Source organism: Neisseria sicca VK64 (assembly GCF_000260655.1).
GTDB classification, from domain to species: Bacteria; Pseudomonadota; Gammaproteobacteria; order Burkholderiales; family Neisseriaceae; genus Neisseria; species Neisseria sicca_B.
In genome coordinates, this window is sequence record NZ_AJMT01000025.1 from 1 (window position 1) to 11,338 (window position 11,338).

Genomic DNA, 11,338 nt, shown 5'->3' on the forward strand with positions numbered 1-11,338 from the left:
CCTTCGGTATCCCGCCTAAAGTCGCCATGATTTCCTACTCCACCATCAACTCAGGCAGCGGCCCTGATGTCGATGCCGTGATTGAAGCGACCAAACTGGCAAAAGAAAAACGCCCGGATTTGGAAATCGACGGCCCGCTGCAATACGATGCGGCTACCGTGCCTGAAATCGGCAAAACCAAAGCGCCTGAAAGCACCGTTGCCGGTCAGGCAACCGTCTTGATTTTCCCAAGCCTCAACACCGGCAACTGCACCTACAAAGCCGTACAACGCAGCGCCAACGTCCTGAGCGTCGGCCCGCTGTTGCAAGGTTTGCGCAAACCGGTCAACGACCTCTCCCGCGGCGCATTGGTAGAAGATATCGTCTTCACCATCGCCCTGACAGCGGTTCAGGCAAAACAAATGGCAAACTGATGATTTGAATTTTTAAAGTAAACACAGGTCGTCTGAAAACCTATCAATAAGGTTTTCAGACGACCTTTTTGTAGTGGATTAACTTTAAACCAGTACGGCGTTGCCTCGCCTTAGCTCAAAGAGAACGATTCTCTAAGGTGCTGAAGCACCAAGTGAATCGGTTCCGTACTATCTGTACTGTCTGCGGCTTCGTCGCCTTGTCCTGATTTAAATTTAATCCACTATACATTTGGCATAGCCCAAACAGGTTAAACACAATTCCTTCGTCTGTCTCAATCTTCTTTTCAGCTTTCAAAACGCCGTCCGAAACTGCTTATTTCAAACCTCCTTCCCCCGCTTTTCAGACGACCTCCTGCCCGCTATAATACGCTTGCAAATTATTTGCATTATCATTTAATTTAGGAGAAACGCATGAGCACCCGTACCGAACACGACACCATGGGCAATGTCGAAGTCCCGTCTGAAGCCTATTGGGGCGCGCAGACCCAGCGCAGCCGCAACAATTTCAAAATCGGCGGCGAAACCCTGCCGCAGCCGTTGATTTATGCTTTGGCGCTGGTGAAAAAAGCCGCAGCCGCCACCAATGTTTCCCTCGGCAGGATTAAGCCTGAGCAGGCGGATTTGATTACGCAGGCGGCGGACGACGTGTTGAACGGCAAGCTCGACGGGCAGTTCCCCTTAGTGGTTTGGCAGACCGGCTCCGGCACGCAGTCCAATATGAACATGAACGAAGTGCTGGCAAACCGCGCCAACGAAATCGCCGGTACGGGTTTGGCGGCGTACCAGCCCGTCCATCCCAATGATCATGTGAACCACGCGCAATCGACCAACGATGCGTTCCCTACCGCCATCCACGTCGCCGCCGCGATTGAAATCAACCGCCACCTCATCCCCGCCGTCCAAGCCCTGCGCGACACCTTGGACAAAAAAGCTAAAGAATTCGCCCCCATCGTCAAAATCGGCCGCACCCACTTGCAAGACGCGACGCCGCTGACTTTGGGACAAGAATTTTCCGGCTACGTTTCCCAGCTCGACCACGGCTTAGGTCGTCTGAAAGACGCGCTCAAAGGTTTATACGAACTCGCTTTGGGCGGCACGGCAGTCGGCACGGGTTTGAACAGCCATCCCGAATACGCCGAAAAAGCCGCCGCCAAACTCGCCGAATTGTCCGGCCTGCCGTTTGTCAGCGCGCCGAACAAATTTGAAGCCTTGGGCGGACGCGATGCCGCCGTTGCCGCTTCGGGCGCACTGAAAACGCTGGCGGCGAGCCTGAACAAAATCGCCAACGACATCCGCTGGTTGGCAAGCGGTCCGCGCTGCGGTTTGGGCGAAATCAAAATCCCCGAAAACGAGCCGGGTTCGTCCATCATGCCGGGCAAAGTCAACCCGACCCAATGCGAAGCGATGACCATGGTGTGCTGCCAAGTGTTCGGCAACGACGTTACCATCGGCATGGCGGGCGCGTCGGGCAATTTCGAGCTGAACGTCTATATGCCGGTTATCGCCTACAACCTCTTGCAATCCATCCGCCTCTTGGGCGACGCGTGCAACAGCTTCAACGAAAACTGCGCCGCCGGCATTGAACCCGTACCGGAAAAAATCGATTATTTCCTGCACCATTCCCTGATGCTCGTTACCGCGCTGAACCGCAAAATCGGCTACGAAAACGCCGCCAAAGTCGCCAAAACCGCCTATAAAAACGACAAATCGCTGCGCGAAACCGCCGTTGAGTTGGGCTTGCTGACAGGCGAAGAGTTTGACGAACTGGTCGTCCCCGCCGATATGGTTCATCCGCGCTGATTGACGGTTTGAAATACGGCAAAGGTCGTCTGAAAATATTTCAGACGACCTTTTTTGATGTTTGAAACCGTCAAACGGCTTTTATTTGTCGTGGCGCACCATTTTCGGCGCGTAGCGTCCGGCGCGTTCTTTGAGGCGTTTGACCAGGCCTTCGGTGGTGTTCGGTACGCCGTCGATACAGAAGGCTTGGTAGAGGACGGCACGCATCGCGTCGTTTTTGTTGAAGGTCGAGCCTATGGGTTTCCATTCGGCTTTGCGCGGCTCGATCCAGCGGCGGTTGACGGTGTCGCCGTAGCCGAACACTTTATAAGACGAGCGTTTGTCTTTGCCGTATGTGAAGGAAGAGCGGGCGCAGAAGAGGCCTTCGACGGTCAGGTTGTCATGGCCTTTGTCGGAACGGACGTTGAGGATGTAGCGGATGCTGCCGTCGGGAGAGGGCATGATTTGCAGGCTGCTGAGGAGGATTTTAGGCTGTTTGCCGTAGTCTTCGCTGACGTAGAGGTCGAACCAGTCGCCGGATTGGGTGTCGGGCAGCGGCGGGAGTGCGGTTTTTTGTTCTGCAAACTCGCGGGCTGCGGCTTCTTCGGGGCTTTCTTTATAGCGTGTGTTGAAGGGGGTATCTTTTTCGCTGAATCCGGCGGCGTTGACTGCCGTGGCGGCGAGGCAGAGGGTCAGGAGGGCGAGACGGCGCATGGTGTGCTCCAAAGTGAAAAACGGCTTTATTTTATGGGTTCGGCGGGGTGGGGTGCAAGTAAGTACGGTATAATTCATGTTAATCCTGTTAACGGAACATCGGAAAATATGAACGCACACACCTTAGACCTGAAGGGGCTCAGATGCCCTTTGCCGATTTTGAAAACCAAAAAAGCCTTGGCGCAAATGGAGGCGGGAGAAGTCCTGACCGTGTTGGCGACCGACGGCGGCGCGCCCGGCGATTTTGAGGCGTTTTGCCGTCAGACCGGACATGTCTTGCTCGAATCGCGCGAAGAAGACGGCGTGTTCACGCTGGTTGTGAAACACAAATAGAGGTCGTCTGAAAATGGCGAAACGTCCGATTTCAAGGCTTTTGACGCTTGCCGCTTTCTCCGTTTTATTGACGGCGTGCGGCAGGGAAGAAGTGCCGCCCGAGCAGATGGCGGATCGTGCGAATGCGGCGGCGGAATTGTTCCGTCAAGGCTGCGTCGCCTTTGACGGAGCTGCCGATAAAGTGCGCTCTTTTGCCGATAATGAAAAGCTGACGGCTTTGAACGCGGAAGAAATCGGCAGGCTGCCCGCAGGTTTCATCGAGCCGGATGCGCTTGCCGTTTGGAAGAAAACGCAGGACGGCGCGGATTATTATTTGAGCCTGACCGGCGACAGTTGCAGCGTGAAGACGGCGCGGGCGGACGAAAACTTGATACGCAAGCAGTTTATGGTGTTGGTGGAAAACCCGCCGAAGGGTTTGAATAACGAATTGCGCACCGATCAAGCCTCCGAATCGCCGGTTCCGATCCGTCAGCTTTCTTATGCGTGGCGCGCTTCGGGCAGCCCGGAAGAAACCCTGCTGACCGTCAAAACCACCCCGTCCGACCAGTTGCCCGTGCAGGCGGTGTTTTACCTGACGCATCAGTCCTACAACGGCAAGCCTGTCCTTGTGCAATAGTTTTTTCAGACGAGCTTAGCGACTGTCGCCATTCAATAGTTTCCGTGTCTTTTTATCTCCAAATCGGCATCTTCCGCTTTGTGAACAAAAATCCACTGGGAAAATGAAATGTTGACAGCCCCTAGGGAACATCAAGGGGTCGTCTGAAACCCAAAAATCTAAAAAGGAACACCCATGCAAACCCTGACCATCATCCGCCCCGACGATATGCACCTGCACCTGCGCGACGGCGACGCGCTCAAAGCCGTTGCCCCCTATACCGCCCGCCAGATGGGGCGCGCCGTCATCATGCCCAACCTCAAACCGCCCGTCGTCAGCGTTGCCGACGCGCTTGCCTACAAAGCGCGCATCATGGCGGCATTGCCCGAAGGCAGCGCGTTGGAGCCGTTGATGACGCTTTACCTGACCGACCAAGCCACACCCGAGCTGGTGCGCGAAGCCAAAGCCGCCGGCATCGTCGCCTTCAAACTCTACCCCGCAGGCGCAACGACCAATTCCGATTCCGGCGTAACCGACCTGTTCAAACTCATTCCCGTGTTGGAAGAAATGGCAAAACAGGGCATCCTGTTCCTCGTTCACGGCGAAGTAACCGACCCCGAAATCGACATTTTCGACCGCGAAGCCGCCTTTATCGAGCGCGTAATGAAACCCGTTTTGGCGCAAGTACCGAATCTTAAAGTCGTGTTTGAACACATCACCACCGCCGAAGCCGCCCGCCTGGTTTTGGAAGCAGGCGACAACGTTGCCGCCTCCGTTACCCCGCAACACCTCCTGCTCAACCGCAACGACCTCTTGGTCGGCGGCGTGCGCCCCCATCATTTCTGCCTGCCCGTACTCAAACGCGAAACACACCGTCAGGCATTGGTCGCCGCCGTTACCGGCGAAAAGGCGCATAAATTCTTCCTCGGCACCGACTCCGCGCCGCACGCCAAATCCGCCAAAGAAAACGCCTGCGGCTGCGCCGGCATGTTCAGCGCCATGACCGCCATCGAGCTTTACGCCGAAGTGTTTGAAAAAACAGGCGCGTTGGACAAACTCGAAGCCTTCGCCTCGAAAAACGGCGCAAGGTTCTACGGCATTCCCGAAAACACCGACACGATAACGCTCGTCAAACAAAGCCAAACCGTCCCCGCAAGCGTCCCATACGGCGACGGCGAACTTGTCCCGATGCGCGCGGGCGGCGAGATAGGCTGGACAGTCAAATATTGAGCCGCACACCATGACCGCATGAAAATGCCTGCCCGAAAAGGGGCAGGCATTTTGGTTTGATGCGGGAGCGGATAAAGGGCATCCTGAGGCTGTTTCTTAAACCACTTATGTTCTGCAAGAAGACAGCGGCTTGATTACGTTTGATATTGTCAAAAAGGTCGTCTGAAAACGGGTATGGCGGATTTTGCACCAACCCGTTTTCAGACGACCTTTTTGTTTTTTTTAAATTTTAAACATCAATCTTTCAACAAAGCCCCCGCCAGCCAAATATTGAACGCTACACCGACCGTGACCGTAATGCCGAAGGCGGCGACGGCGGGCGTGCCGCTTAGGGCGAGCAGGGCGAAGGAGATGGCGGTAGTAGCGGCGGCGAGCAGCATCCCGCCCAGCCGCGCGGGTGCGCTGTGTCGCGCGGTGAGGGCATAGACGGCGTAATCGACGCCGATGGCGGACACCAAAAGCAGGCCGAACATGGCGAACAGGCTGACTGGGATGCCTGCCAGACCGAGTACGGCGACGGTGCAGACGGCGGCGGCAAGCGGTACGGCAAGGATTTTGGTGCCGCGCTTCATGCCGAACATACGCCATAAAACCAGCCATGCCAGCGCGTAGGATGCCAGTTTCAACCACGCCGCCTGATTGCGCGTGTGGTGGAAAAGGTCGTTCAGGTGGGCGCGTTTGTCCGCCCAATGTACGCCCGCTACGCTTTGCGCGGCGGAGCGGACGGCGGTGTCGTCGGTCATGCCGTTCAGGCGCACGATGGCGGCAAAACGGCCTTTTTCGACTTCACCCAAATACAGCGGCCGCCAGGCTTCCGCCAAATCGGTTTTCAGCGCATCGGCAAGCGTCAGCGGCGGCGCATCGGCGGCTTGCAGCAGCGCGTTGCGTAGGGTTTTGTGCGGAATGCCGATATCGACGAGCGGTTGGCGGCTTTCGGGCAGCTTGGACAGTTCGCGCAGGCGGTTTTGCAGTTTTTTCTGTTCGGATACGGGCATCAGGAGCTGGTCGGGAGATTGGAAGCTGACGAGCTTGCCTTGCGCGACGAGGGGTTGCAGCGCGCGGCCGAGTTCGGCGGTTTTCATCAATAAAGCGTCTTCGCTCGGCGCTTCGGCAACCAAGTATTTGCCGCCGAAATCCGCGCCGCTCAACTGTCCGATGCGTTGCACTTCCGCCAGCATTTCAGACGGCATGTTGACCCACTGGCGGATGTCGTCGCGCCAGTCGCTGCGCCACAGCCCGACCGCCAGCAACACGCCGCCGACCATCAGCCAGCCGCGTTTGTGCAGACGGATTTTCAGACGACCCGACAGCGCGTAGAGCCGTTCGGTCAGCGCGGCAAACGGCACGGTTTTGGCGCGGTAACGCTGAAACAGCGGCGGCAGCCACAACACCGTCGCGCCAAACGCGCCCGCCAGCGCAAACCCTGAAAACACGGCGGTCTGCCGCAATACGGGCAGCGGCGTGAACCACAAGAGCGCGTAGCCCAATACCGTAATCAGCAGGCTGACGGTAAAGCTCGGCAAAACATGTTTCATGGCGGGTTCTGCCTGCCAGACGGGGTCGTCTGAAAAAGCCGTTTTGCCGTTTTTCGCCCGTGTGCCGAATACCGAAGGCGCGAGCCAGTGCAGCGGGAAATCCACCAACATCCCGACCAAACTCGTGCCGATAACGATGGTCAGGATATGCACTTCGCCGAAGAACAGCAAAGCCGCCGCCAGACCGGTCAGCATCCCCGCTGCCAAAGGCAGCGTCAGCCAGAACACGCGGACGCTGCGGAATACCCACAGCAGCAGCGCGAAGGTCAGCAGCATCCCGACTGTACTCATCAGCCGGCTTTCCTGCTCCGCCTCTGTTTTGGACGCGGCGGCAAACAGCGCGCCGCCTGCCGCCAGCGTGTCCGCGCCTTTGGCTTTTGCCAGTTTGCGGCTTTCCGCCATCAGCGGCAGAAGGGCGTCGTTGCCGGAAAAATTGTCGCCCGCCGCCAGCCGTCCGCGCAGCCAAACCCAAGTTTTCCCGTCGTCGCCTTCGGTGAACAGCATTCCGTTGTCCATGTTCCACTGCAAACGGCTTTGCGGATTCGCCTTGCCCGCAACAAAACGCCCGAAGCCCAGCCAGTCTTGTTCCAAAGACAAAGGCGAGGGCGCGGCAAACGGGTTGACCGCCGCTTCCGCCCGCGCCTGAAAATACGCTTGCGGATGCTCAAACAGCAGACGCACCTGTTCGTTTGGCAGCAGCGCCAGCCCCAGCTTGCCGATGTCCTTGCGCACCTTGTCCAAGTCGGGCGTCACGCTGCTGTCCACTTGCTCGAACACGCCGCTTTTACGCCACAAAGCCGCAATCTCGGAGGTCGTCTGAAACGCCGTTTCCGCGTCTTTGCTGCCCGCCAGCAAAATCACCTGTGTGTTCAACTGCTCTTCGCCCGCCTTGTCCGCCGCCGTCAAAAGCGCGTCCGGCTGCTGTTCGCTCGGCAGCAGCGCGGTCAGGTCGGTTTGCAGCCAATTTTGCGTGGAGACCGTGTAGATGAGGAACAGGGTCAGCAGGGCGGTGAAGATGGTGTAGGCGCGGCGGTAGGTAGTCATCATTTTTCAAATGGGTTTGAAGTGTCTACGGCATTTTATGGGGAAGTCGGGTGCATTGACAATCCGAATGGATAATCGGCAGGGGAAAGAAACAGGTCGTCTGAAAATGTGTTTGAAACAGAAGACAGTTTCGGATTTTCAGACGACCTGTCGGCGCGGAGGCAGCGGCGTATTTCGGGTCACGTTTCGCGTGCGCAAGCTCACAGGATTTCTGCGCGCGCCATCATGATTGGGTTGGGTTCGTCAGATGACAAACCGTCGGCAAGGCACAATGTTTCTAAAATATCGGCAACATCCTGCCAATAATATCCTTGCGTTTCAGAGTGCGCAGCCTCCTGACGGGACGGCCTTTCAGCTTCTTTAGTTTGTCCGCCCAAGGTAACGGGAACGCCGTGTTCCGCGCCGTGTTCGAGCAAAATCCAAATGCTGCCTTCGCGCGTATCGGCGTGGGTGGCTTGGTGTTCGTATGCCCAGCCGACTGCGGCCTGTCCGCCGCTTTGCAAGGATTGTGCGGCGAGCAGCAGGGGATGGAAACGGGTTTCCAAATGGCGTTCGGTGGCAACCGCCAACGTCGCGCCGTGCGTGCCTAGGGTTTGTGCGGCATGAAAAACGGGGGCGTTGTGCAGGTTGGCGATGAAGTCGAAAGGCATGGCGGCATGGTGGTTGAGCACGTTGTCCGCCATTTTTTCAAACACGGACGGCGAGGAAAACGGCGTGCCGAGGAAGACGGCGCAATCGGGGCGGATTTCGCCTTGTCCGCGCAGCAAGCCTGCGCCGAGTGCGGCAATCAGGCTTAGGCGGCTGAGGCGGCGGGCGTCCGTGCCGCTTTGCTGTTGCAAGGTTTGTTTGAGGATTTTGTTGCCGACGGCGGCTTCGGTATCGAAACGCGCGGCGGCAATGATGCGGATGTCGGGATTTATGATTGCCATTGCCATACCATAGCTGTGTTGCTGCCGCCGAAACCGAAATGGTTGGCGAGACAGAAAAGGTCGTCTGAAAACCGGATTTCGCGTCCTTGATAATCGGTGCCGCCGCCTTGTTTCAGGGCGGACAAGAGCAACGCGGTTTCGAGGGCGGCAGTTGCGCCGAGGGTGTGGCCGATTTGCGCTTTGAACGCCATCAGCGGCGGCAGGGTGCCGAATACGTTTTCCAGCGCAGCCAGTTCGGCGGCGTCGCTGTCGGCGGTGCCGATGCCGTGGGTTTTGACGGCGGCGATGTTTTCGGGTGCAACGGCGGCGATGTTTAAGGCGCGGCGGATAACCTGTTCCAATGCCTTACTGTTGCTTTGAATCAGGTCGTTGCCGGTATTGGCGGCGTGGCCGACGAGTTTCAGACGACCTGCGCAATCGGGCGGTGTGGCAGAGAGTGCAAGTGCGGCGACACCTTCGCCCAAAATCAGACCGTTGCCGCCGAAGGGCCGATAGCGTTCGGTAAACAAACCCAAGCTGTGAAAATGCAGCAGGGTCAGGCGGTTGAGGTTTTCGATACCGAGGACGAAGGCGCGTTCCGCCCCGCCGCGCAAACAATTGTCTGCCTGAATCAGCGCATGGGCGGACGAAGTGCAGGCGGTCGCCAAACTGAAAATCTGCCGGTTGCCGCTGCGTTTGCGCAAATCTTCGGCAAGATAGAGCAGGCTGTGTTCCGCAATGTCCGTATTGCCCGCGCGGCGGCGGTTTTCGTATTCGGCGATGGCGTAGGAGCTCGAACCGATGAACACCGGCGCGTCGTGCCAGCTTTCAGACGACCATCCGGCATCTTCAGCGGCGCGTCGCAAATGTTGTTCGGCAATATCCGCAAAAGCGGTGCTCCCCAAGCTGTCGTCGGCAAAAGCGCGGAAATAAGCGGCCTGCTGCGGCTGGTTTAAAAACGTATAAGATACCGCATCGGGTCGTCTGAAATCCGCCTGCGGATTCAGCGCGGAGGTGGCCGCCGTACCGCAAACCCAGCTCATGCCCCATGCTCCGCGCGGACGAACGCCGCCAAATCGCGCACGCACATCATATGCTTGCGCACCATGCGGTCGCCTTGCAGCCGCACTTGGAAATACTGTTGCAGCGCGACGCAGATTTGCAGCGCATCGAGCGAATCCAAATCGACAGGGCTGCCGTCGCCAAACAACGGCGCATCGTCGGTAAAGTCTTCAGCAGCAACATCATCGGTCTTGTCGGCTTCTTGCAGGATCAGCTTTTTCAATTCCGCTTCCAGCGCGTGTTCTGCCAAGGTAAAGGTGTAGGACATTTTTTGCTTTCGTGTTTGGGGTGGGGATGGATGTCGGCTTGTGTTTTCAGACGGCCTAAGGTTTTCCAAACTGATATAATTTTAATTTCTCATGCAGCATTTTATCATGCCTCTATCTGCCTATCTCGCTCAAATGCAAATGTCTTGCTAAAACTGAATAATGAAGAAACTTAAAATGATTGGGTTTTTATTTAGAAAAAGCAGATAAAATATGGATGGCTAAACATTGATACGTTATGCATCATGCTGCCGGTGTGGTTATAATGCGCCGATTTTTTACAAATTTAAGGAACATTGAAAAAGTGAAAAAAGTATTGTTTTTCTCTGTGGCTTTAATGGGTACGGCTTTTTGTTATGCGCAAGAAAATGCTGCCCATAATAAAGATGTTTGCCCTAAGAGCATGCTGGAAAATATTGAAGAGGTTGACTACGATTGCCTAGATATACTGGATGGGCGTCTGGAAAAAGAGGTTGATGAACAATATAAAATACTGTACCAACGGGTAAAGAATAAAGATACTGCCTTACATGGTTTGCCGGCTTCTTATTTTAATAAGGTGCGTAAAACTTGGGGGGAGTATAAAGAGCAACTTTGCTCTGACCCGACAAATGACACTGATCTGAAATCTGCGGCTGATTGGTATATCCTTAAATGCAGCATTGAACAATCACAAGCGCACCTGAAAGCCTTGAAACGTTTTTAACCTCTGTTATCCACTATATGGGAATCTTTATATGAAAAAATTATTTATTTTGGCATCGCTCACTTTCTCTGTTGCCGCTTTTGCGGCACCTTCTTCGGAAGGAACTGAAAATGAGATAAATAGCGGGCTGTATAACATCGATTTTCGTGCCGGAAACGGTAAGATTTATTGCGGCGGCGATGCGAAAACATCTGATTTGGCTCAGGGTATATCATGTCTGACTGAAATTAAAGGCAAACCTGTTTTACCGCGTCCCAAGGATTGCGACCTCGAATGGGGCGGAACATTTTTCTTAGGTAAAACCGGCAAAGCAGATATGGTTTGCCACAGTGATTTTCCTTTTAATCCTAAAGCCCGTATCTTGAAAGACGGAGAAACAGTGAAAGGCAATGGCTGGCAATGTACGGCTTCTGGTTCGGAGGTGACTTGCTCCAATCAAGATAAACATGGGTTTAAGGTTAGCCAAAAAATGCAGAAGTTGTTTTAATACATATAGTGGCCGTATGTTTACCTGATGGGGTTAACAATATAGTTGCTATGGGGTTGTCTTGATTATCGAAGCAATTTGAAATTGTTATAGCTCTAAAAAAAAGCTGTCCGAAATTTAAACATAATTTCGGACAGCCTTTTTTATGGTTTTGACAAGGTTTTTTAGACTCTTTGTCAACTGTAGTGGGTTGATGAAAAGTTATAATCTGGAGAGGACTAAATCAGTCCTCTCCTTTTTGATGTTCAAAGCGATGAGGATTCTAG

General features: G+C 55.2%; 12 protein-coding genes. 7 read left to right on the top strand and 5 right to left on the bottom strand.

Going from position 1 to position 11,338, the window contains the following annotated elements; translation table 11 throughout:
• A partial coding sequence (locus HMPREF1051_RS01805) for a phosphate acyltransferase (protein WP_003763582.1) occupies window positions 1-413 on the top strand: 413 nt, incomplete at its 5' end.
• A 411-nt stretch (window positions 414-824) separates the two neighbouring features.
• Window positions 825-2,213 carry a class II fumarate hydratase gene (gene fumC / locus HMPREF1051_RS01810; protein WP_003763591.1) on the top strand — a complete coding sequence of 463 codons (1,389 nt, stop codon included), beginning with the start codon at window positions 825-827 and terminating at the stop codon, window positions 2,211-2,213.
• Window positions 2,214-2,294: 81 nt separating this feature from the next.
• Here the strand turns inward: fumC and HMPREF1051_RS01815 are convergent, their stop codons facing one another.
• The gene (locus tag HMPREF1051_RS01815) at window positions 2,295-2,906 is read right to left on the bottom strand and encodes a CNP1-like family protein (RefSeq protein WP_003763568.1); all 612 of its coding nucleotides are present in this window, start codon (window positions 2,904-2,906) and stop codon (window positions 2,295-2,297) included.
• Between the two features lie 108 nt (window positions 2,907-3,014).
• Between HMPREF1051_RS01815 and HMPREF1051_RS01820 the strand changes: the two genes are divergently transcribed.
• The 3 genes from HMPREF1051_RS01820 (at window position 3,015) to pyrC (ending at window position 5,064) form a co-directional block, all read left to right on the top strand.
• Entirely contained in the window at window positions 3,015-3,239 is a 225-nt protein-coding gene (locus HMPREF1051_RS01820) for a sulfurtransferase TusA family protein (protein WP_009311572.1), read from the top strand.
• A 13-nt stretch (window positions 3,240-3,252) separates the two neighbouring features.
• A complete protein-coding gene (locus HMPREF1051_RS01825; protein ID WP_003763577.1) occupies window positions 3,253-3,855 on the top strand; it encodes an NMCC_0638 family (lipo)protein in 603 nt (200 codons plus the stop codon).
• 174 nt (window positions 3,856-4,029) lie between these two features.
• Complete coding sequence (pyrC, locus tag HMPREF1051_RS01830) at window positions 4,030-5,064, top strand: dihydroorotase (protein ID WP_003763580.1); 1,035 nt, start codon at window positions 4,030-4,032, stop codon at window positions 5,062-5,064.
• A 236-nt stretch (window positions 5,065-5,300) separates the two neighbouring features.
• On the opposite strand, the gene HMPREF1051_RS01835 is transcribed toward pyrC, so the two are convergent.
• The 4 genes from HMPREF1051_RS01835 to HMPREF1051_RS01850 all read right to left on the bottom strand — a co-directional run bounded on the left by HMPREF1051_RS01835 (window position 5,301) and on the right by HMPREF1051_RS01850 (window position 9,881).
• Window positions 5,301-7,646, bottom strand: a complete 2,346-nt coding sequence (locus HMPREF1051_RS01835) for an MMPL family transporter (RefSeq protein ID WP_036491217.1) — start codon at window positions 7,644-7,646, stop codon at window positions 5,301-5,303.
• Window positions 7,647-7,843: 197 nt separating this feature from the next.
• Window positions 7,844-8,578: a hypothetical protein gene (locus tag HMPREF1051_RS01840; protein ID WP_036491220.1), complete on the bottom strand. Its 735-nt coding sequence runs from the start codon at window positions 8,576-8,578 to the stop codon at window positions 7,844-7,846.
• A complete protein-coding gene (locus HMPREF1051_RS01845; RefSeq protein WP_003763587.1) occupies window positions 8,560-9,594 on the bottom strand; it encodes a beta-ketoacyl synthase N-terminal-like domain-containing protein in 1,035 nt (344 codons plus the stop codon). The genes HMPREF1051_RS01840 and HMPREF1051_RS01845 overlap by 19 nt, the downstream gene beginning before the upstream one ends.
• Window positions 9,591-9,881 (bottom strand): phosphopantetheine-binding protein, encoded by a 291-nt coding sequence (locus HMPREF1051_RS01850; protein WP_003763573.1) that lies wholly within the window; start codon window positions 9,879-9,881, stop codon window positions 9,591-9,593. Before HMPREF1051_RS01850 ends, HMPREF1051_RS01845 begins: the two co-directional genes overlap by 4 nt.
• 302 nt (window positions 9,882-10,183) lie before the next feature.
• Between HMPREF1051_RS01850 and HMPREF1051_RS01855 the strand changes: the two genes are divergently transcribed.
• Both HMPREF1051_RS01855 and HMPREF1051_RS01860 read left to right on the top strand, forming a co-directional pair.
• Window positions 10,184-10,585 carry a hypothetical protein gene (locus tag HMPREF1051_RS01855; protein WP_003763575.1) on the top strand — a complete coding sequence of 134 codons (402 nt, stop codon included), beginning with the start codon at window positions 10,184-10,186 and terminating at the stop codon, window positions 10,583-10,585.
• Window positions 10,586-10,616: 31 nt separating this feature from the next.
• Complete coding sequence (locus HMPREF1051_RS01860) at window positions 10,617-11,072, top strand: DUF6636 domain-containing protein (RefSeq protein ID WP_003763566.1); 456 nt, start codon at window positions 10,617-10,619, stop codon at window positions 11,070-11,072.
• The last annotated feature ends 266 nt before the right edge of the window (window positions 11,073-11,338 follow it).

Bases quoted from the DNA above. Each gene is read 5' to 3' on its own strand.
- HMPREF1051_RS01825 (WP_003763577.1), top strand. From the start codon at position 3,253: ATGGCGAAACGTCCGATTTCAAGGCTTTTGACGCTTGCCGCTTTCTCC.
- HMPREF1051_RS01850 (WP_003763573.1), bottom strand. From the start codon at position 9,881: ATGTCCTACACCTTTACCTTGGCAGAACACGCGCTGGAAGCGGAATTG.
- HMPREF1051_RS01860 (WP_003763566.1), top strand. From the start codon at position 10,617: ATGAAAAAATTATTTATTTTGGCATCGCTCACTTTCTCTGTTGCCGCT.
- HMPREF1051_RS01815 (WP_003763568.1), bottom strand. From the start codon at position 2,906: ATGCGCCGTCTCGCCCTCCTGACCCTCTGCCTCGCCGCCACGGCAGTC.
- HMPREF1051_RS01835 (WP_036491217.1), bottom strand. From the start codon at position 7,646: ATGATGACTACCTACCGCCGCGCCTACACCATCTTCACCGCCCTGCTG.
- HMPREF1051_RS01820 (WP_009311572.1), top strand. From the start codon at position 3,015: ATGAACGCACACACCTTAGACCTGAAGGGGCTCAGATGCCCTTTGCCG.
- pyrC (WP_003763580.1), top strand. From the start codon at position 4,030: ATGCAAACCCTGACCATCATCCGCCCCGACGATATGCACCTGCACCTG.
- fumC (WP_003763591.1), top strand. From the start codon at position 825: ATGAGCACCCGTACCGAACACGACACCATGGGCAATGTCGAAGTCCCG.
- HMPREF1051_RS01845 (WP_003763587.1), bottom strand. From the start codon at position 9,594: ATGAGCTGGGTTTGCGGTACGGCGGCCACCTCCGCGCTGAATCCGCAG.
- HMPREF1051_RS01840 (WP_036491220.1), bottom strand. From the start codon at position 8,578: ATGGCAATGGCAATCATAAATCCCGACATCCGCATCATTGCCGCCGCG.